Source organism: Stenotrophomonas tumulicola, from assembly GCF_014117215.1.
In the GTDB taxonomy this organism is placed as follows: domain Bacteria; phylum Pseudomonadota; class Gammaproteobacteria; order Xanthomonadales; family Xanthomonadaceae; genus Stenotrophomonas; species Stenotrophomonas tumulicola.
In genome coordinates, this window is sequence record NZ_JACGXS010000015.1 from 1 (window position 1) to 19,233 (window position 19,233).

The 19,233-nt window shown below is 65.6% G+C and carries 17 protein-coding genes; 7 read left to right on the forward strand and 10 right to left on the reverse strand.

Translation table 11 applies throughout. The features are described from left to right. Nucleotides 1-64 precede the first annotated feature (64 nt). The 4 genes from H4O11_RS17975 to H4O11_RS17990 all read right to left on the reverse strand — a co-directional run bounded on the left by H4O11_RS17975 (nt 65) and on the right by H4O11_RS17990 (nt 5,031). Nucleotides 65-871, reverse strand: coding sequence for an NAD-dependent protein deacetylase (locus H4O11_RS17975; protein WP_182341903.1), 807 nt, complete (start codon nt 869-871; stop codon nt 65-67). A 43-nt stretch (nt 872-914) separates the two neighbouring features. Next, nucleotides 915-1,328: an acyl-CoA thioesterase gene (locus H4O11_RS17980; protein ID WP_182341906.1), complete on the reverse strand. Its 414-nt coding sequence runs from the start codon at nt 1,326-1,328 to the stop codon at nt 915-917. 195 nt (nt 1,329-1,523) lie between these two features. After that, nucleotides 1,524-2,543: a ribonucleotide-diphosphate reductase subunit beta gene (locus H4O11_RS17985; RefSeq protein WP_182341909.1), complete on the reverse strand. Its 1,020-nt coding sequence runs from the start codon at nt 2,541-2,543 to the stop codon at nt 1,524-1,526. Nucleotides 2,544-2,634: 91 nt separating this feature from the next. Then, nucleotides 2,635-5,031: a ribonucleoside-diphosphate reductase subunit alpha gene (locus H4O11_RS17990; protein WP_182341912.1), complete on the reverse strand. Its 2,397-nt coding sequence runs from the start codon at nt 5,029-5,031 to the stop codon at nt 2,635-2,637. A gap of 580 nt (nt 5,032-5,611) precedes the next feature. Here H4O11_RS17990 and H4O11_RS17995 point away from each other — a divergent pair. Then, nucleotides 5,612-6,364: a DUF2884 family protein gene (locus H4O11_RS17995; protein WP_182341914.1), complete on the forward strand. Its 753-nt coding sequence runs from the start codon at nt 5,612-5,614 to the stop codon at nt 6,362-6,364. 74 nt (nt 6,365-6,438) lie between these two features. On the opposite strand, the gene zapE is transcribed toward H4O11_RS17995, so the two are convergent. Beyond that, nucleotides 6,439-7,539, reverse strand: coding sequence for a cell division protein ZapE (gene zapE / locus H4O11_RS18000; RefSeq protein ID WP_182341917.1), 1,101 nt, complete (start codon nt 7,537-7,539; stop codon nt 6,439-6,441). Then, nucleotides 7,536-8,201, reverse strand: a complete 666-nt coding sequence (locus H4O11_RS18005; RefSeq protein ID WP_182341920.1) for an alpha/beta hydrolase — start codon at nt 8,199-8,201, stop codon at nt 7,536-7,538. The genes zapE and H4O11_RS18005 overlap by 4 nt, the downstream gene beginning before the upstream one ends. A 45-nt stretch (nt 8,202-8,246) precedes the next feature. Between H4O11_RS18005 and H4O11_RS18010 the strand changes: the two genes are divergently transcribed. After that, nucleotides 8,247-9,104 carry an EamA/RhaT family transporter gene (locus tag H4O11_RS18010; RefSeq protein WP_182341922.1) on the forward strand — a complete coding sequence of 286 codons (858 nt, stop codon included), beginning with the start codon at nt 8,247-8,249 and terminating at the stop codon, nt 9,102-9,104. A gap of 185 nt (nt 9,105-9,289) precedes the next feature. Next, nucleotides 9,290-9,583: a DUF3011 domain-containing protein gene (locus H4O11_RS19615; protein WP_425506091.1), complete on the forward strand. Its 294-nt coding sequence runs from the start codon at nt 9,290-9,292 to the stop codon at nt 9,581-9,583. Here the strand turns inward: H4O11_RS19615 and H4O11_RS18020 are convergent. The 3 genes from H4O11_RS18020 to H4O11_RS18030 form a co-directional block, all read right to left on the reverse strand. Then, nucleotides 9,577-11,040: an ExeM/NucH family extracellular endonuclease gene (locus H4O11_RS18020; RefSeq protein ID WP_182341928.1), complete on the reverse strand. Its 1,464-nt coding sequence runs from the start codon at nt 11,038-11,040 to the stop codon at nt 9,577-9,579. The two genes, H4O11_RS19615 and H4O11_RS18020, sit on opposite strands and share 7 nt — an antisense overlap. 152 nt (nt 11,041-11,192) lie before the next feature. Then, nucleotides 11,193-11,711 carry a c-type cytochrome gene (locus H4O11_RS18025; protein ID WP_182341931.1) on the reverse strand — a complete coding sequence of 173 codons (519 nt, stop codon included), beginning with the start codon at nt 11,709-11,711 and terminating at the stop codon, nt 11,193-11,195. Between the two features lie 206 nt (nt 11,712-11,917). Beyond that, nucleotides 11,918-12,523: a TetR/AcrR family transcriptional regulator gene (locus tag H4O11_RS18030; protein WP_182341935.1), complete on the reverse strand. Its 606-nt coding sequence runs from the start codon at nt 12,521-12,523 to the stop codon at nt 11,918-11,920. Nucleotides 12,524-12,663: 140 nt separating this feature from the next. On the opposite strand from H4O11_RS18030, the gene H4O11_RS18035 reads away from it, so the two are divergent. Genes H4O11_RS18035 through H4O11_RS18045 form a run of 3 tightly spaced genes read left to right on the forward strand, consistent with a single transcriptional unit; the run spans nt 12,664 to nt 17,462 of the window. Continuing rightward, the gene (locus H4O11_RS18035; RefSeq protein WP_182341938.1) at nt 12,664-13,827 is read left to right on the forward strand and encodes an isovaleryl-CoA dehydrogenase; all 1,164 of its coding nucleotides are present in this window, start codon (nt 12,664-12,666) and stop codon (nt 13,825-13,827) included. A gap of 9 nt (nt 13,828-13,836) precedes the next feature. Then, nucleotides 13,837-15,447, forward strand: coding sequence for a carboxyl transferase domain-containing protein (locus tag H4O11_RS18040; RefSeq protein ID WP_182341941.1), 1,611 nt, complete (start codon nt 13,837-13,839; stop codon nt 15,445-15,447). A gap of 26 nt (nt 15,448-15,473) precedes the next feature. Continuing rightward, nucleotides 15,474-17,462: an acetyl/propionyl/methylcrotonyl-CoA carboxylase subunit alpha gene (locus H4O11_RS18045; RefSeq protein WP_182342004.1), complete on the forward strand. Its 1,989-nt coding sequence runs from the start codon at nt 15,474-15,476 to the stop codon at nt 17,460-17,462. 57 nt (nt 17,463-17,519) lie between these two features. Here H4O11_RS18045 and H4O11_RS18050 read toward each other — a convergent pair whose 3' ends face one another. Continuing rightward, nucleotides 17,520-18,698 carry a putative peptide maturation dehydrogenase gene (locus tag H4O11_RS18050; protein ID WP_246333603.1) on the reverse strand — a complete coding sequence of 393 codons (1,179 nt, stop codon included), beginning with the start codon at nt 18,696-18,698 and terminating at the stop codon, nt 17,520-17,522. A 218-nt stretch (nt 18,699-18,916) separates the two neighbouring features. Between H4O11_RS18050 and H4O11_RS18055 the strand changes: the two genes are divergently transcribed. Continuing rightward, nucleotides 18,917-19,225, forward strand: a complete 309-nt coding sequence (locus H4O11_RS18055; protein ID WP_182341947.1) for an NHLP-related RiPP peptide — start codon at nt 18,917-18,919, stop codon at nt 19,223-19,225. Nucleotides 19,226-19,233 lie beyond the last annotated feature (8 nt).

Here is a 19,233-nt window from a genome sequence, read left to right on the forward strand (position 1 = left end):
TTCCGATCGCCATGCTCGGCGGAATCCATCCGCGCGCTTCACGCCCGCCGAGCATGGCGCGGCGCTACCCGGCCAACCACGGCGCCAGAGCCTCGGCGCAATCGCGCTCGTCCTTGAACGCCAGCAGTTCATCGGCACGGGTACGCCCCCGGTTCAATGCCGCCACCGGAATGCCGGCCTTGGCCGCCGCCTGCACGAAACGGAAACCGGAATACACCATCAGCGAGGAACCCACCACCAGCACCGCATCGGCGCGCTGCAGGTGGTCGTGCACCGCCGCCACGCGCTCGCGCGGCACGTTCTCGCCGAAGAACACCACGTCCGGCTTCAACAGGCCACCGCAGTACAGGCAATCAGGCACCACGAAACGGGAGAAGTCCGTTTCCAGGTCGGCGTCGCCGTCAGGGGCGATGCCGGCCTCCAGCGTGTCCCAGCCGGGATTGGCGGCCAGCAGGCGTTGCTGGAAATCCTCGCGCCCGCTGCGTCGTTCACAGCCCATGCAACGCACCAGGTCCAGCCGGCCATGCAGGTCGATGACGTTGCGATTGCCCGCACGCTGGTGCAGGACATCCACGTTCTGGGTGAGCAGCAGCTCGATCTTGCCGCCGGCTTCCAGCGCCGCCAATGCATGGTGCGTGCCGTTGGGGCGGGCATTGCCGAAGCGGGGCCAACCGACCAGGCTGCGCGCCCAGTAGCGTTGGCGCGTGGCCGCTTCACCCATGAAAGCCTGGTAGGTGACCGGTGGCGTGCGCTTCCACTGGCCATCGACATCGCGGTAGTCCGGGATGCCCGAAGCCGTGCTGCAGCCGGCCCCGGTCAACACCAACAGGCGGCGGGCGCGCGTGATGAAATCGGTCAGCGGCTGGCTCATGGGAATCCAGATGGGGGCGTGGCGGCCCCCACGCAAGCGGCCCTCAAGGGGCCGGCAGGCCTTCAGGCAGCGCAGGCACCGCAGTGGGATGGCCTTCGCCGTCCAGCGCGATCATCACGAAGTGGCCGCGCGTGCACAGCTTGCGTTCGCCGTTGTGCAGGTCCTCGGCGATCAGTTCCACTTCCACCCGCATCGAACTGCGGCCGACCTCGACGATGCGGCCGATGGTTTCCACCATCTGGCCGATGCGGATCGGCAGCTTGAAGTCGACCTGGTCGCTGCGCGCGGTGACCACCGTGCGGCGTGAATAACGGGCAGCCGCCAGGAAGGCGGCCTTGTCCATCCACGCCAGCGCCTGGCCACCGAACAGCGTGCCCATGTGGTTGGTGTGGTTGGGGAAGACGATTTCAGCCATGCGCACTTCGGTCGGCGGCACGGATTCGGGCTGGGCGGGCATGGGGATACCGGCATGAGAAAGGGACGGAGCGATTATGTCGCATCCGTCCCTTTCGGGTGCTGCTGCCGCTGCGCTCGCCGAGCATGGCTATGCGCTACCAGATCACTCGCCGAGCATGGCTCGGCGCTACCGCAACGGTAACCCTGCACTGGTAGCGCCGAGCCATGCTCGGCGAGCGCAGCGGCAGGCAGTTGGTCAGAAGTTCATGTCGAAGGCGACTTCGCCCTTCACGCCGACCTGGTAGGCCGAAGAGCGGCGTTCGAAGAAGTTGGTCAGCTCCTGCACGTCCTGCAGCTCCATGAACGACAGCGGGTTGCGCACGTTGTACTTCTTTTCCATGCCCAGGCGGTGGAAATGGTTGTCGGCGCAGTGCTGCAGGTACTGGCGCATGTCACGGGTGGAAATGCCCGCCACGCCGCCGGACAGCACGTCTTCGGCGAACTGCACTTCACATTCGATCGCTTCGGCCAGCATGTCGTATACCTGCTGCTTCATCGCATCGTCGAACAGGCCCGGCTCTTCCTCGCGGATCACGTCCACGCACTCGAACGCGAATTCCATGTGGGCACTTTCGTCGCGGAACACCCAGTTGGTGCCCGAGGCCAGGCCGTTCAGCAGGCCGCGCGAACGGAAGTAGTACACGTAGGCGAACGCGGCGAAGAAGAACAGGCCTTCGATGCACGCGGCAAAGCAGATCTGGTTGAGCAGGAACTGGCGACGCTGCTCGCGCGTTTCGATACGGCGCAGGTCCTGGATCGAGTCGATCCACTTGAAGCAGAAATCCGCCTTCTTCTTGATCGAATCGATGTTCTCCACCGCGGCGAACGCTTTGACGCGCTCGTCCGGATCCGGCAGGTAGTTGTCGAGCAGGGTCAGGTAGAACTGCACGTGCAGCGCTTCTTCGTACAGCTGGCGCGACAGGTACATGCGCGCTTCGGGCGCGTTGAGGTGCTGGTACAGGTTCAGCACCAGGTTGTTGGACACGATCGAATCGCCGGTGGCGAAGAACGCGACCAGGCGGTGGATCAGGTGGCGGTCGGCCGGCGACATCTTGCTGTGCAGGTCGCTGATGTCGATCTGGAAGTTGATCTCTTCCACCGTCCAGGTGTTCTTGATCGCGTTCCGGTACATCTCATAGAACTGCGAGTAGCGCATCGGACGCAGGGTCAGTTCGAAACCTGGGTCGAGCAGCATCTGGGTGGGTTTATCGGCCATGGGTGTTTCCTAGGTTTTACGGTGAAAGCAGCCGAGCATGGCCCGGCTCTACAGTGTCAGCGGTACCGGCCCGGGGGCCGGCACGGCGCGATTATTGGCACGCCTCGCAGCTTTCCGGGTTCTCCAGCGAGCAGGCGATCGCATCCACCGGGTCGACAGCGGCGACGTGGCTGCTGACGGTGGTCTTGGCGATCTTGGTCGCCGGACGCGAACGCAGGTAGTACGTGGTCTTGATGCCCTGCTTCCAGGCGTACATGTACATGGAGGACATGGCGCCGATGTTCGGGCTTTCCATGAACAGGTTGAGCGAAGCGGACTGGTCGATGAACGCGCCGCGGTCGGCGGCCATGTCGATCAGCGAACGCATCGGCAGTTCCCAGGCGGTGCGGTACACATGGCGCAGCGTTTCCGGGATCTGCATGATGCCCTGGATGGAACCTTCGGCCAGCTTGATCGCATCGCGCATTTCCGGCGTCCAATGCCCCAGCTTCTTCAGTTCGGTAACCAGGTAACGGTTGATCTGCAGGAAGTCGCCGGACAGCGTCTCGCGCTTGAACAGGTTGGACACCTGCGGTTCCACGCACTCGTAGCAGCCGGCGATGGAGGCGATGGTGGCGGTCGGTGCGATCGCGATCATCAGCGAGTTGCGCAGGCCGTGTTCCTTGATGCGCTCACGCAGCACATCCCAACGCTCGCCGTCTTCCGGCACCACGTTCCAGGCGTCGAACTGCAGTTCGCCACTGGCCGCACGGGTGTCGGCGAAGGACGGATGCTTGCCGCGTTCCTGGGCCAGTTCGCAGGAGGTTTCCAGCGCGTGGAAATAGATCGTCTCGGCGATCTTCTTCGACAGCGCGCGGGCTTCGGCACTGTCGAAGGCCAGGCGCTTGCGGAAGAACACGTCCTGCAGGCCCATGCAGCCCAGGCCGACCGGACGCCAGCGCAGGTTGCCGCGGCGTGCCGATTCGATCGGGTAGAAGTTCAGGTCGATCACGCGGTCCAGCTGGCGCACGGCCAGGCGCACGGTGTCGGCCAGCTTGTCGAAATCGAACTCGCCGTGGCCGTCGAAGTGGTTGCCCAGGTTGATCGAGCCCAGGTTGCACACCGCGGTTTCTTCGGCCGAGGTGACTTCCAGGATTTCGGTGCACAGGTTGGACAGGTGGATCACGTTGCCCGGGCGCAGGGTCTGGTTGCTGGCGCGGTTGCACTTGTCCTTGAACGTCATCCAGCCGTTGCCGGTCTCGGCCAGGGTGCGCATCATCCGCGAGTAAAGCTTGCGCGCGGAGATGGTGCGGTTGGCCTTGCCCTGCGCTTCGGCCTGCACGTAGGCGGTCTCGAAGGCTTCGCCAAACAGGTCGGTGAACTCGGGCACCACGCGCGGATCGAACAGCGACCATTCCTGGTCGGCTTCCACGCGCTTCATGAACAGGTCCGGGATCCAGTTGGCCAGGTTCAGGTTGTGCGCACGGCGCGATTCGTCGCCGGTGTTGTCACGCAGCTCGAGGAAATCCTCGATGTCGGCATGCCAGGTTTCCAGGTAAACGCAGGCCGCGCCCTTGCGCTTGCCGCCCTGGTTCACCGCCGCCACCGACGAATCCATGGTCTTCAGCCACGGCACGATGCCGTTGGAGTGGCCGTTGGTGGACTTGATCAGCGAACCACGCGAACGCACGCGGGTGTAGCTGACGCCGATGCCGCCGGAGAACTTCGACAGCTGGGCGATGTCGCCGTACTTGGAGTAGATCGACTCCAGCGAATCCTGCGGCGAATCCAGCAGGAAGCACGAGGACAGCTGCTCGTGGGTGGTGCCGGAGTTGAACAGGGTCGGCGACGACGGCAGGTAGTCCAGGTTGCCCATGCGCTTGTACAGCGCCAGGGCTTCGGGCACGTCTTCGCTCAGCGCGCTGGCGATGCGCAGGAAGAACTGCTGCGGGGTCTCGATGACCTTGCGGGTATGCGGATGGCGCAGCAGGTACCGGTCGTACAGGGTACGCAGGCCGAAGTAATCGAAATGCAGGTCCAGGGTCGGATCGATGGCGTCGTTGAGCTTGCGTGCGTTGGTCTGCACGAAGCCCAGCAGGCGGTCGTTGATCAGGCCCACTTCGTGGCCACGGCCCACCGACTGCGAGAACGCATGGATCTCCTGGCCGGACACTTCCTTGGCGATGTAGTTGGCCAGCAGGCGCGCCGCCAGGCGGCCGTACTCGGGCTCTTCACCAATGAGCAGCGCCGCGGTACGGATGGACAGTTCATCCAGTTCCTGGGTGGTGGCGCCGTTGTACAGGCCGGAAATGGTCCGCGTCGCCACGCGCATCGGATCCACCGCATGCAGGCCTTCGGACGAACGCTGCACCGCGCGCACGATCTTGTTCAGGTCCACCAGTTCGGTCGTGCCATTGCGCTTGGTCACGCTCATGGCGTGCGCGGCCGGCGGCGACGTCAACAGGAACTCGCTTTCCTTTTCGATGGTGGCACTGTTTTCGGTGGTCACGGCGGTGGTCCTCTAAGCGTGAGTTGGGGTGCACGGCGCACCTGCCAGGCAGGCACCAGATCCGGTGCGGATCGATCAGGATGGGGAAGTGGCGTCGCATAAGGCGCGACGGTGGCGGTTTGCCCGCACACCGCGCCCGCAACACCGGTCACCCGACCGGAGATCACGCAGCCAGCGCCGCACACGTGCATATGCGGCTGTCGGCAAGCCCTGCCAGCAGGCAACCCGGACTTCCCGTCCGGACCGGCGACTTGTGGTCGCCGGCACCGACAGCCACAAGATAGTGGGGGTCCAGGGGTCCGTCAACGCCAAATGTAGGGATTTCGCTCAATCCCTTGTGGCGCAAGGATCAGGACTTTCAGGCGCCCACACCGACGTCGGGACCTGCCACAAACCAATGCGCAGTCAAGGGTGGAAGTCGCGATTCTGGTGCGACAACGGGTTCCGATGAACGCAACAATCGCCTTCACGCAAGCTACACGAAGCTGGCTGCGCAAGGCCGGTCGGCGCAGTGACTTCCGGCCCTCGCCGCAGGAGGTGCCAGCACCGATCCTGCAGGCTCACATTGGAGGTGTCCCCCATGATCAACCGCGTGCCCTGTTTCCTGCTGCTGGCGGCCGTTGCGCTGCCGGCGATGGGCGAACCCGGATCGGGTTCGGCGCCGTCGCTGCAATCAGACCAGTGCGGCATCACCACCCGCTACGACGTCCTGGTGGACAGCGGGGGCGTCTGGCTGCGGCACGGCCCGCAGGCCCCGCATGAAGTGGTGTTCCATGACGGCGAACTGAGCTTGGACGGAAAGATGGTCGAGGTCAACGAGGCCGATGCCGCCCGCCTGCGCCAGCTGGAAGCCAGCGCGCGGCGACTGATGCCCGAGGCCGCCGGATTGGCGCGCGACGTGGTGGACCTGACCTTCGATGCGGTGGACGGGGTAGTCGAGGTGATGACCGGAAGCAAGAACACCCGCAAGGTGCGCAAGGTACGGCGCGAGGCCCAGGCGTGGGTGGACGACAGCCTGGGGCGCGGCTACTGGGAGCAGTCGACCTTTGGCGAAGGCTTCGAGGCCCGTGTGGAAGAGATGGCCGAAGCGCTGGCCGCCTCGTTGACCCGCAGCGTGCTGTGGCAGGTGTTCACTGGCCGCGCCGGGGCCATGGAGCGCCGCGCCGACAGCCTGGAAACCGAACTGGAGCAACGCATGGAAGCACGCGGACAGCAGCTGGAAGCCAAGGCCAACGCCTTGTGCCCGCAGGTGCAGGCACTGGCCGACGTACACGATGCCCTGCAGGTGCAGTTCAACGGCCAGCCGCTGCGGCTGCTGGAGCGCGGCGAATAAAAAGGGGACGGAGGGGATTAAGTCGCATCTGGCCCGTTAAGACCAGATGCGACTTAATCCCCTCCGTCCCCTTTTTACGCGCGGTGTGGGGTGCCGAGGTATTCGGCGCTCTGCATTTCGATCAGGCGCGAGGCGGTGCGCTCGAACGCGCCCTGCAGGCGGGTGCCGGTATACAGCTCCACCGGTGACGTGGCGGCGGTGCAGACCAGGTTGACGTGGCGATCGTACAGTTCGTCGATCAGGTTGACGAAACGGCGTGCGGCGTCCTCGTTGCTGCGATCGAATGCCGGAATGCCGCCCAGCAGCACCGTATTGAACTCCTGCGCGATCTCGATGTAATCCGAAGGCCCGCGCGGGCCCTCGCACAGCGCGGCGAAGTCGAACCACGCAATGCTCTTGCCCCGGCCGCGGACCGGGATCTTGCGGCCCTCGATCTCGATATTGCCTGTCTTGGCCGTTTGCCCGCCGCTGAGGTCGGCCCAGCGCGTGGCCAGCCAGCCATCGCTGTCTTCGGCCAGCGGCGTGCGGTACACCGGTGAACGGGTCAGCGCACGCATGCGGTAGTCCTCGGTGCCTTCGGCGTACAGCTCCACGCAGTAGCGCTGCAGCATGTCGATGGCAGGCAGGAAGCTGTCGCGCTGCAGGCCATTGAGGTACAGGTTCTCCACCGCCGTGTTGGACGTGGTCACCAGGGTCACGCCTTCGGCGAACATGCGTTCCAGCAGGCGCGCCAGCAGCATCGCATCACCGATGTCGGTGACGAAGAACTCATCCAGCACCAGCACGCGCAGGTTGCCGCGCCATTCCTGGGCAATCTTCGCCAGCGGGTCGCTCTGTCCCTGGTGTTCACGCAGGCGCTCGTGGATGCCGCGCATGAAGCGATGGAAATGGGTGCGGTATTTCTGCTGGATCGGCAGCCCGTCGTAGAACAGGTCGACCAGGAAGGTCTTGCCACGGCCCACGCCACCCCAGAAGTAGAGGCCCTTCACCGCCTCCGGCTTCTTGAAGAACGACGACAACCGGTCCAGCCAGCCGTCATCGGCATCATCCATCAGCGCCAGGTGGATGCGGTCCAGTTCGGCCAGCGCTGCGTGCTGTGCCGGATCGTCCTGCCATTCACCGCGCGCGGCACCCTCCGCATAGCGCTGCGAAGGGGTCATCACCGCCTCGCTCATGCCACCGCGTCCGGCAGCCAGCGCTTCACGCCGTGGGTGATCGCGCCGCGCAGGTCGATCAGCTTGCGGTGGAAGAAGTGGCTGGTGTCCGGCATGCGCACCAGTTCATGCGGCGCATCCAGCGTGTCCAGCCAATCAAACACGGCCTGCGGCTCGACGATCTCATCCTGCTCACCCTGGATCACCAGCCACTGGGCCGGGGGGTGTATGCCCTCGAAGTCCCAGCGACCGGCCGGCGGCGCGATGGACACCAGGGCCTGCGGCTGCACCTCGGCGGCGGCCTTCAGCGAGACATAGGCACCGAAGCTGAAACCCACCAGCCACAGCTGGTCGCCTGGACGCTGCGTGCGCACCCAGGCGGCCACGGCCTTCAGGTCGTCCTGCTCGCCGTTGCCATGGTCGAAATTGCCGGCAGAGTCGCCCACGCTGCGGAAGTTGAAGCGCACCGTGGCCACGCCGAGGTCACGCAGCGAATTGGCCGCCATGGTGACCACCTTGTTGTGCATCGTGCCGCCCTCGGTGGAGAGCGGATGGCAGACGATCGCGGTCACCGGCTGTACCGGCACGTCGGGCTTGGGCAGGTCGACCGCCACGTCCAGCGGGCCGACCGGGCCATCGAGGACGAGGGTTTCCGACTGCAGGGGGAAAGATGGATTGCGCATGGCAACATGATAGCGTCCCCCACCCGCTCCCTGCTCCCGGCCCCTATGTTCTTCCTTGTCTTCGCAGTGATCTGCAGCGTCCTGGTGTCGGTACTGCTCAAGCTGGCACGCCCCCGCCAGCTGGATGTCGCGCAGATGGTCACCTGGAACTACCTGGTGGCCGCTGCGTTGACCGGCCTGGTACTGCGCCCGCCGATGGCCTCGCTGCAGTCCACGCACGCCCCCTGGGCCGCGCTGCTGGCGCTGGCGGTGGTGCTGCCGACGATCTTCCTGGTGCTGGGCCGGGCGGTGGCGGTGGCCGGCATCGTGCGCAGCGACGTGGCACAGCGGCTGTCGCTGCTGCTTTCGCTGCTGGCCGCCTTCGCGTTCTTTGGCCAGACGGCCACGCCGTGGAAACTGGCGGGGTTGGGCCTGGGCCTGGTGGCGATGGTGGCGATCAGCCTGCGTCCGCGCGGACCGGCAGCGGCGACGTCCCCGGGCGGCTGGCGCTGGCTGCTCGGCGTATGGGTCGGATTCGCAGCGGTCGACATCCTGCTGAAGAAGGTCGCACTGTCCGGGACGCCCTCGATGGCCGCCCTGCTGGTGTGCTTCAGCCTGGCCTTCGTGCTGATGCTGGCGCTGCAGCTATGGCGGCATGCCAGCGGCCGCAGCCGGCTGGCCTGGCGCAACCTCGGCGCCGGCGCGCTGCTGGGCCTGCTCAATGGCGGCAACATCCTGTTCTATGTGCACGCGCACCAAGCCCTGCCCGAAAGCCCGGCCACGGTGTTCGCCGGCATGAACATCGGCGTGGTGGTGCTGGGCACGTTGGTGGGGGTGTCGGTCTTCGGTGAGCGCGTCAGCGTGTGGAACCGGCTGGGACTGCTGCTTGCCGTAGTGGCCATCATCCTGATCGCAATTGGCTGAGCCCGCCATGACAATTGGCTGTATGCGGGCAAATCTCGGATACATTTGATTTCTTCAATGCTGAGATGCCCGTCACCGCTTTGCCGTCCATGGCCTGCAGCACACCCCTAGACTGCCCACACTGGAAACAATCAGAAGGTGATGGGATGAGGGGTCAGATCAAGAACAGCGTGATGATGGGGCTTATGGGCCTTGCCGTTTCCGGCTGCGGCACTGTTCCTGGTGGAGCGTGGGACGATTACCCATCGTCGGGGCCTGCGCGACCTTATCCCTCACGTGTGGACGTCATCCGCTGCAACAGCCAGGATCATCGCTACAGCCGCTGCGAAGCTGATTTGTCGCGCGGAGATGACGTACGGCTGGCCAGCCAGGATTCGCAATCACCGTGCGTCGCCGGCCGCGACTGGGGACAGGACCGAAGCGCAGTCTGGGTCAACAATGGCTGCCGGGCCACGTTCGAAATTCGGCGTCGCTACTGATCGAAACCCAGCAGCAACGGGTCGTGGTCGGAACTGCGCCACGGCCCGTCCACGTTCCGCTGTTGGTAGCCGCTGGCATCCATTTCATCGGCATTGCTGTGCCATTCCGCCGCACCGGCCAGGCGCCTGGCCATGCCGGCATTGAGCAATGCGTGGTCCAGCCGGCCGCTATAGCCGTTATAGACGTAGCTGTACGGACGCTCGACCTTGGCCAGCGCGAACGCATCCTGCCAGCCGGCTTTGCGCAGGGTGCGGATCGGGTCTTCCATGGCATACGCATTGAAGTCGCCCAGCAGCACGGCGTCACGCGCGCCCGTGCCGGTGGGATCGCGCTGCATCCAGGCATCCAGCTGCTGCGCCGAGGTCACCCGCGTCGCGTTCCAGCAGCCTTGGCCATCGTCGCGGTCAGCGTCGGCGCCGCTGGCATCACGGCACCCTTTCGACTTGAAGTGGTTGGCCACCACCATGAAGGGGACGCCGTCCCCGGCCTGGAACGCCTGCGCCAATGGCACGCGGCTGTGTTCGGCGAAGGGGCCGCCTTCCAGCGTGGCCGGCTTGCCCAACGGGGTAAGGCGGCTGGACCGGTAGATGATGCCGACCCGGATCGGGTTGTCGCCCGGCCCCTTGCCGGCGTCAACGAAGCGCCAGTCGCCATGGCTGTCCGGGGCGGCGTTGAGCGCATCGACCAGCGCGGCGATGGCCGACTGTGGGCCGTAACCGTCATTTTCCAGCTCCATCAAGGCCGCCACGTCCGCATCCAGCGGCCCGATGGTGGCGATCAGTTTCTTCAGCTGCGCCTGGTGTTCTTCCAGCGTGCGTGCACCGCGCAGGGTCGGAAAGCCGCCGCCCTGGCCATCGCCGTTGAAGAAATTCTCCAGGTTGAAGGCGGCCACTTTCAGCGTGCCCGGCACCGTCGGTACCTGTGGACGCTGCAGCGGCGGAAGCTCCAGCATGCGTCCCAACTGCAGGCTGGGGCGTCCCTGTGCGTCCACGTGCACGCGGCCTTCCACGCCGCGCAGCGCCATGCCGGTGCGCAGCACGGCGCCAGCGGGCAGGTAAGGCACCTGCTGCGGATCGCGTGCATCGCTGCCGTCATCCAGCAGCAGGCGGCGACGCTGGTTGTTGGCGGTCACCTGGCTGAAACCGGCCGTTCCCGGCGCGGCCACTTCGGTGGGCTGCCACAGGCGGTCTTCAAAGGCGACCGTGAGCTGGCCGAAGCGCTCCAGGCCATCGGTACCCACCAGGGTGAGCGGTGCGGCGATGCGTACGTACTGGCCGTCCAGCGCATGCCAGTCACTGGGCACGCGGGCGAGGCTGATGCTGCCACTGTCGGCCGGCGTGGCCAGCTGGCCCGGCATGGCCTGCGGCGCTGCCGAGGGTCGTGCATCCGGCTGGGCTTGGGCAAAGACGGCAGGAACGGACAAAGCCACGGCAAGGGCAAGCAGGCAACGACGCATCGACAACGGCTCCAGGCGGTTACAGCAGCAACGGAAGGGGATGCCGTCACTGTAACCACAAAAGATGAAAGCCTGATGCCACGCCTGGCGGTTGGCCGCAAGCGGCAAAGCGCAGGACCGGCGCGACCGGGGTCAGCAGGTCATGGACCGCCCTACTTCAGGTTGTCGAGCATCCAGTCGACCGTGGCATGCATCTGTTCTTCGGTCAGCGCCGGGTTGCCGCCCTTGGGCGGCATGATGCCGCCATCCGGACCGGTGAAGCCCTCGATGGAATGCTTGTAGAGGGTTTCCTTGCCCTGCGCGATGCGCGCATCCCAGTGCGAGTGGTCCAGGGTGGGCGCCAGGCCGACACCGGTGGTGTGGCAGGCCGTGCACAGGTTGTCGAAGATCACCTTGCCATCGGTGGTACCGCCATACGCCACCTGGGATGCGGCCTTGGCCAACGCCGCTGCCTGGGCAGCGGCCTGGGCGGCGGCGCCGGTGCTGCCGGCATAGACCGCGCCAGCCGGGGCAATGCGTTGTTCAGTGCGTTTGGCCGCGGTAGGTGACACTTCCGCCGGAATGCGCGTATGCAGCCATGCGGCCAGCAGGATCAACCCCAGGGTGATCGTCACGAGAAGACCGATGACCATGGAAAAACGTTTCAGGAACTCAAGATCATGATTCCGCACTCTTCGTTACCCCTGGCTGGTAGTCGGTGGACCACGGCTGAGCGAGCGAGCCTGCTCGGGCGAGTATAGAACGCAGTCAGCATGCGGCAACAGGCATGTTCAGTGACGCATCGCACCAATCCGGCAGTGGCCGGGGCAGGCCTGGAAACGATCAACCCTCCTCGTCCACCGGAAGGCTGCCGGGCATGGCGCTCCGCTGCCCGGCTCTATCCGCCTGCCGCGCGCAGACAGAACGCGCTGATTGATTCGGCCAGCGCGTGCTCATCGCGATGTGCCTGCCGGCTCGGCGCGGTCGGCCCGACCAACGCTTCGGTGAAGGCACCGACGATGCAGGCTGCGGTGACGTCCACATCCTGTGCGGGAAACGCGCCGCTGGCGATACCGTCTTCGACCAGGGCGCGGAATACGCCACCGAAACGCAGGCGCCCGCGCAGGCGCTCGGCGTCCACCTCCGGGTCCACGGGTTCGACGATGAAGGCATGGGCCAACCCCGGTCCGGCCAAGGCACGGCGGACGAAGGCGATGATCGCCAGCCGCAGGCGTTCGGGCGCCGGCTCGCTGCCCGCCGCGATGCCTTCGAGGATGGTCATCTCATGCGCCACCGCCGCGTTCAGCACTTCCACGAACAATTCCGCCTTGGATGGGAAGTGGCGGTAGATCAGTCCGGTGGAGACGCCCGCCTGGGCAGCCACGGCGGTCACCGGGGCATTGCGATAGCCGCCGGCGGCCACCAGTTCGCGGGCCGCGACCAAGATGCGCTCGCGCGCCCCGGCCATCCGTTCTTCCATCAGCGGAGAGCGTTTGTAAGCCATGGGATGATTGTAGGTTCAATTTTTGAACTTGTGTTCACTTTTTATCCAAAGCCCGCTAGTCTGGAGCCATCGCCCGCGCGGACATCCTGTCCGCCCCCCCACCGGCGCCCCCATCTGCCGCATTACGTGGAGTCGCCCGCATGCACGTTCCTTCCCTCAACTTCGGCCTTGGCGAAGACATCGACATGCTGCGCGACAGCGTGGCCCAGTTCGCTGCCGCCGAGATCGCCCCGCTGGCCGCCCACGCCGACGAAACCAACCAGTTCCCGCTGGCCCTGTGGCGCAGGTTCGGCGAGCAGGGCCTGCTGGGCATGACCGTCGAAGAGGAATACGGCGGCACCGGCATGGGCTACCTGGCCCACGTGGTGGCGATGGAGGAAATCTCGCGCGCCTCCGGTGGCATCGGCCTGTCCTACGGCGCGCACTCCAACCTGTGCGTCAACCAGCTGCGCAAGAACGGCACCGAGGAACAGAAGCAGCGTTTCCTCCCTGGCCTGTGCAGCGGCGAGCTGGTCGGCGCATTGGCCATGAGCGAGCCCGGCGCCGGTTCGGACGTGGTGTCGATGAAGCTGCGCGCGGACAAGCGCGGCGACCACTACGTGCTCAACGGCAACAAGATGTGGATCACCAACGGCCCCGATGCCGACGTGCTGGTGGTGTATGCCAAGACCAATCCGGAAGCGGGCGCCAAGGGCATCACCGCGTTCCTGGTGGAGAAGGGCATGAAAGGTTTCTCCACCGCACAGAAACTGGACAAGCTGGGCATGCGCTCTTCGCCGACCAGTGAACTGGTGTTCCAGGACTGCGAAGTGCCAGTGGAAAACGTGCTGGGTGCGGAAGGCAGCGGCGTGCGCGTGCTGATGTCCGGGCTGGATTACGAACGCGTGGTGCTGTCCGGCGGTCCGCTGGGCCTGATGGCCGCAGCCATGGACGTGGTGATGCCCTACGTACACCAGCGCCACCAGTTCGGTGAGCCGATCGGCAGCTTCCAGCTGATCCAGGCCAAGATCGCCGACATGTACGTCGGCCTCGGTGCCTGCCGTGCCTACGTCTATGCGGTAGCGCGTGCCTGCGACCAGGGTGGCACCACCCGCCAGGATGCAGCCGGCGCGATCCTGTACGCCGCCGAGAAAGCCACCTGGCTGACCGGCCAGGCGATCCAGATCCTGGGCGGCAACGGCTACATCAACGAGTATCCCACCGGCCGCCTGTGGCGCGATGCCAAGCTGTACGAGATCGGTGCCGGCACATCGGAAATCCGTCGCATGCTGATCGGTCGCGAACTGTTCCAGCGCACGCTGTAAGGGCCTTCCATGAGTACTTTGAGCACCCAGCTGCAGGCTGGCAGCGACACCTTCGAGACCAACCGCACGGCGATGCAGGCGGTGGTCGACGACCTGCACGCCACGCTGGCGCGCACCGCGCTGGGTGGCAGTGAAGCGGCGCGGGCGAAACACACCGCACGCGGCAAGCTGCTGGTACGCGACCGCATCGATGCCTTGCTGGACCCGGGCAGTGCGTTCCTGGAGATCGCACCGCTGGCCGCACATGGCATGTATGACGACGCCGTACCCTGCGCGGGCGTCGTGGCCGGCATCGGCCGGGTCAGCGGCGTGGAATGCGTGATCGTGGCCAACGATGCCACCGTCAAGGGCGGCACCTATTATCCGGTCACGGTGAAGAAGCACCTGCGCGCGCAGGAAGTGGCCGAACAGAACCGACTGCCGTGCATCTACCTGGTGGATTCCGGCGGCGCGTTCCTGCCACTGCAGGACGAAGTCTTCCCGGACCGCGACCACTTCGGCCGCATCTTCTACAACCAGGCCAACCTGTCCGCGCAGGGCATTCCGCAGATCGCCTGCGTGATGGGCAGCTGCACCGCCGGCGGCGCCTACGTGCCGGCGATGAGCGATGAAACGGTGATCGTGCGCGAACAGGGCACCATTTTCCTGGGCGGCCCGCCGCTGGTGAAAGCGGCCACCGGCGAAGTGGTCAGCGCGGAAGACCTGGGCGGCGCCGACGTGCACACGCGCCTGTCCGGCGTGGCCGACCACATGGCCGACAACGACCTGCAGGCGCTGGCCCGCGTGCGCGCGATCATCGCCCAGCTCAACTGGCGCAAGCCGGAACCGGCGATGGCCTTGCAGGCCCCGCAGGAACCGCTGTTCCCGGCGCACGAACTGTATGGCGTGATTCCATCCGACACGCGCAAGCCCTTCGACGTACGCGAAGTGATCGCACGGCTGGTGGACGGATCCCGCTTCGACGAGTTCAAGCCGCGCTATGGCAGCACCCTGGTCACCGGCTTCGCGCACCTGCATGGCTACCCGGTCGGCATCATCGCCAACAACGGCATCCTGTTTTCCGAGTCCGCACTGAAGGGGGCGCACTTCATCGAACTGTGCACCCAACGCAACATCCCGCTGGTGTTCCTGCAGAACATCACCGGCTTCATGGTCGGCCGCAAGTACGAACAGGGCGGCATCGCCAAGGACGGCGCCAAACTGGTGATGGCGGTGGCCTGCGCGAAAGTGCCGAAGTTCACCGTGGTCATCGGCGGTTCGTTCGGTGCCGGCAACTACGGCATGTGCGGTCGCGCCTACTCGCCCAACTTCCTGTGGATGTGGCCGAACGCCCGCATCGGCGTGATGGGCGGCGAGCAGGCCGCCAGCGTGCTGGCCACGGTCAAGCGCGATGGCATCGAAGCCAAGGGCGGCGCGTGGCCAGCCGGGGAAGAAGATGCCTTCAAGGCGCCCATCCGCGACCAGTTCGAACGCCAGGGCCACCCCTATTACGCCAGCGCGCGGCTGTGGGACGACGGCATCATCGATCCAGCCGACACCCGCCGCGTGCTTGCCCTGGCCCTGTCGGCCAGCCTCAATGCCCCGGCCCGCGAGACACGCTTCGGCGTGTTCCGCATGTGACCTGCGCCATGACCGAGCACTCCGGAATGTTCAACAAGATCCTGATCGCCAACCGCGGCGAGATCGCCTGCCGCGTCATCGCCACCTGCCGCCGGCTGGGCATCGCCACCGTGGCGGTGTATTCGGATGCAGACCGCAACGCGCGCCATGTGCGGCTGGCCGACGAGGCCATCGCGATCGGCCCGGCACCGGCGGCGGAAAGCTACCTGCGCGCCGACGTGATCCTGGAGGCGGCGCGGAGCAGCGGTGCCCAGGCCATCCATCCCGGTTACGGCTTCCTGTCCGAGAACGCCGGTTTCGCCGAAGCCTGCGCCACCGCCGGCATCGTCTTCATCGGCCCACCGGCCAGTGCCATCCGTGCGATGGGTGACAAGAGCGCGGCCAAGGCGCTGATGCAGCAGGCCGGCGTACCGCTGACCCCCGGCTACCATGGCGACAACCAGGACCCGCAGTTCCTGCGCGGGCAGGCCGATGCCATCGGCTACCCGGTGCTGATCAAGGCCAGCGCCGGCGGTGGCGGCAAGGGCATGCGCCGCGTGGACGACAGCGCGGCCTTCATCGAGGCGCTGGCCAGCTGCCAGCGCGAAGCACGCTCGGCCTTCGGCAACGACCACGTGCTGGTGGAAAAATACGTGCTGCGCCCGCGCCATATCGAGATCCAGGTATTCGGTGACAGCCACGGCAACGTGGTGCATCTGTTCGAGCGCGATTGCTCGGTGCAGCGTCGCCACCAGAAGGTGCTGGAAGAAGCGCCCGCCCCCGGCATGACCGCCGAGCGCCGCGCCGCGATGGGCAAGGCCGCCGTGGACGCCGCGCGCGCGGTCGGCTACGTGGGTGCGGGCACGGTGGAGTTCATTGCCTCGCCCGACGGCGATTTCTATTTCATGGAAATGAACACCCGCCTGCAGGTGGAGCATCCGGTGACCGAGTTCATCACCGGCACCGACCTGGTGGCGTGGCAGCTGCGCGTAGCCGCCGGCCAGCTGCTGCCGAAGCGCCAGGAGGAGCTGGCCATCCACGGCCATGCGCTGGAAGCGCGGCTGTATGCCGAAGACGCGGACAAGGGATTCCTGCCGTCCATCGGCACCCTGCGCCACCTGCGGCTGCCGGTTGAAAGCGCCCATGTACGTGTGGATACCGGCGTAGAGCAGGGCGACACCATCACCCCGTTCTACGACCCCATGATCGCCAAGCTGATCGTATGGGACGTGGATCGTGCCGCTGCCTTGCGCCGCATGCAGCAGGCGCTGGCCGACTGCCAGGTGGTGGGCGTGACCACCAATGCCGGCTTCCTGCGGCGCCTGGTGGGCACCGGATCGTTCTCGCAGGCGAAGCTGGATACCGCACTGATCGAGCGCGAGCAGGAAGCGCTGGCGGCACCGCTGGCAGGCGAGGAATCGTTGTGGGCGTTGGCCGCCATTGCCGCCGTGGTGACCACGCCGGAATCGGCGTCCGATTCGCGGGACACGCAGTCACCGTGGCGGGCGCAGGATGGCTGGCGCATCGGCACCGCAGCGGCGCGCGTGCTGCCGTTGCAACAGGGCGAACGGCAGCACACGCTGCGCGTGGTGGCGCAGGCCGGCGGCTGGCAGGTGCAGCGCGATGATGAGCTGGCGTTGCAGGTAACGGGTCGGTTCGCCAACGGGCAACTGGATGTGCAGTTGGATGGCCGCCGCATGCGTGCAACCGCGCAACGCGACGACGCCCAGGTCTATCTGTTCACCACGCACGGCCAGCATCGCTTCACCGTGCATGACCCGGTGGGCGAGTCCGAACAGGCCAGTGCCGATGCCGGCAGCCTGCTGGCACCGATGCCCGGCAAGATCGTGGCCACGCTGGTGGAGCCGGGCAGCAAGGTCAGCCGCGGCACGCCACTGGTGGTGCTGGAGGCAATGAAGATGGAGCACACCCTGGCCGCGCCGGCGGATGGGACGGTGCATGGATTCCGCGCCAAGGCGGGGGAGCAGGTGGGCGATGGGGCGGTGCTGGTGGATTTCGAGGCGGGTGGCGCCTGAAGTCACGTGCCCGCATGCTCGCCTGCTCCACCCACCGCAGTTTGAACATCGCGTGTCTCAGGTCTGGCCCCAGTGCGTCCAGACCTGTCCCGCCGGATCGAACTCTGCAGTGGCCATGGCGTCCGCCCGCCAGCCGAATCCACATACAGCCAAGGCGCCATCCACCATCGGATCGAACCCCAGCAGCGATTCGATCTCGGACTCATTGATGGCAGCCGTGACAAAGGCTCCAAGGCCTTTGGCTGTGGCGGCCGTGTACAAAGCCTGCGAGACATGGCCGACATCCAGGCTTACCGCCCGGTATGCCTTGGCATGATTGCGATACTTCCAGAAGTTTCGGCCAAAGCGGCAGACCAGGACCACCATCGCATGCGCTGAGGCGAACCAATGCTGCCCCGACAGCAAACGCAGACAGAATCCGTCCATATCTTCGGGTTGCGTGGCCTCCCGTCCAAGCTCATGGGCAACGGCGTGATAGTGATAGATGCCCGTCGATAGCCCTTCGACATTCCGCGCGACGACGAATGCCTCAAGCGGGTGCAGGCTGCCTGCCGAGGGCACGTTCTTCTTCAAGAAGCGCACACCGGGCTCCGTCTCCACTTGTGCCTGTGCCATCAACACGTGCTGCAGCATGCCGGCCAGCACATCCAGTGGCAGTGGCCTGTCGGGATCAAAATTACGACAGGTGGTGCGTCCCGCGAGCAGTTCCGCGACCGCGTCAGGCATCGCCCGCGGTAGCGCGATAGCGCCCGCCTGGCGGTCGGGCGCTTCGGCTGGGGGCTTGCCGAGTTGTTGAACCAGATCCTGCGCGGTAACCAGATGGTTCTTCACCATGTCACTGGCGCTGTCCACGCCTGCCCAACGCGAGTGCCTGTGGTGAATGGCCGACAGCGCCCACCAGTGGCCGTCACGCACCCGCTGGTCGGATTGTCTAGGCTGCGCGGGCTCCCCCTCTTCCACGATCAGCAGGCCCACGGCGAGCAGATCCTGGACCAGCCCCCGGGCCCGGGTATCCTCGGGCAACAACCGCCACTGCTCAGCGCTGGTCTCCAGCAGTAGCGCGCAGGCCTCAGGCGTCAATACCACCGGTAAATCCAGATGTGCCGCCCGCACCTGCAACTGCTGTTCAAACTCGACCCCTGTTCCACCTGCCAGCAAATTTTCCAATGAAAAAAGTGGCTGCTCATTCGGGATGACAGCCACGGCGTGGCATCGACGGTACCTCGAGGCGTTCATGTATTTCCTGCGTGGATTAGAGTTTTCGAGCCTTCCGAGCGCGTCTGGCCAGATAAAGCAGTACGCAAGCCCCCAGATGGTGACCAACAACGGCCGGATATCAGGCGTCTGGCCGCAAGCTTAAAGTTTCCGTCTCACCAGTCGCTAGTGCTAGATGGGCGAGGGGCGTTGCATCCGTTACACCCGTGGACGCCCGGTCACTCACGCAGCCAATTATCATGACATCCGAAAAGAAGCCACTCAGCAGCGAAGATGCATCCAGACTACTGGACCTGCTGAGCACCGATGATGGGTTTCGCGTTCGTTTTGAACGTAACCCATCCAGCGCCTTGGCAGAGATCAGCACCGAAGCTGGCCTTTCCAGCCTCTGTTGTGAATCAGCCGGACCACTGGCGAGCAAGGAAGAGTTCCAGCTGTCACGCAACCGTCTACTTGACTTCCTCGCTTCTCACGCCTCGTTCTACGTTCCGCACTGTTTCGTAGCAGGCCAAGTAGATGTGACGATGAATCGCGACCCACAGGCCTGATACGAACG

Excerpts from the sequence above, each read along its gene's own strand:
- H4O11_RS18030 (WP_182341935.1), bottom strand. The coding sequence starts at position 12,523 with ATGGCTTACAAACGCTCTCCGCTGATGGAAGAACGGATGGCCGGGGCG.
- H4O11_RS17985 (WP_182341909.1), bottom strand. The coding sequence starts at position 2,543 with ATGGCCGATAAACCCACCCAGATGCTGCTCGACCCAGGTTTCGAACTG.
- H4O11_RS18005 (WP_182341920.1), bottom strand. The coding sequence starts at position 8,201 with ATGCGCAATCCATCTTTCCCCCTGCAGTCGGAAACCCTCGTCCTCGAT.
- H4O11_RS19615 (WP_425506091.1), top strand. The coding sequence starts at position 9,290 with ATGGGCCTTGCCGTTTCCGGCTGCGGCACTGTTCCTGGTGGAGCGTGG.
- H4O11_RS18010 (WP_182341922.1), top strand. The coding sequence starts at position 8,247 with ATGTTCTTCCTTGTCTTCGCAGTGATCTGCAGCGTCCTGGTGTCGGTA.
- H4O11_RS18050 (WP_246333603.1), bottom strand. The coding sequence starts at position 18,698 with ATGAACGCCTCGAGGTACCGTCGATGCCACGCCGTGGCTGTCATCCCG.
- H4O11_RS17975 (WP_182341903.1), bottom strand. The coding sequence starts at position 871 with ATGAGCCAGCCGCTGACCGATTTCATCACGCGCGCCCGCCGCCTGTTG.
- H4O11_RS18040 (WP_182341941.1), top strand. The coding sequence starts at position 13,837 with ATGAGTACTTTGAGCACCCAGCTGCAGGCTGGCAGCGACACCTTCGAG.
- zapE (WP_182341917.1), bottom strand. The coding sequence starts at position 7,539 with ATGAGCGAGGCGGTGATGACCCCTTCGCAGCGCTATGCGGAGGGTGCC.
- H4O11_RS18055 (WP_182341947.1), top strand. The coding sequence starts at position 18,917 with ATGACATCCGAAAAGAAGCCACTCAGCAGCGAAGATGCATCCAGACTA.
- H4O11_RS18035 (WP_182341938.1), top strand. The coding sequence starts at position 12,664 with ATGCACGTTCCTTCCCTCAACTTCGGCCTTGGCGAAGACATCGACATG.
- H4O11_RS17995 (WP_182341914.1), top strand. The coding sequence starts at position 5,612 with ATGATCAACCGCGTGCCCTGTTTCCTGCTGCTGGCGGCCGTTGCGCTG.
- H4O11_RS18045 (WP_182342004.1), top strand. The coding sequence starts at position 15,474 with ATGTTCAACAAGATCCTGATCGCCAACCGCGGCGAGATCGCCTGCCGC.
- H4O11_RS18020 (WP_182341928.1), bottom strand. The coding sequence starts at position 11,040 with ATGCGTCGTTGCCTGCTTGCCCTTGCCGTGGCTTTGTCCGTTCCTGCC.
- H4O11_RS17980 (WP_182341906.1), bottom strand. The coding sequence starts at position 1,328 with ATGCCCGCCCAGCCCGAATCCGTGCCGCCGACCGAAGTGCGCATGGCT.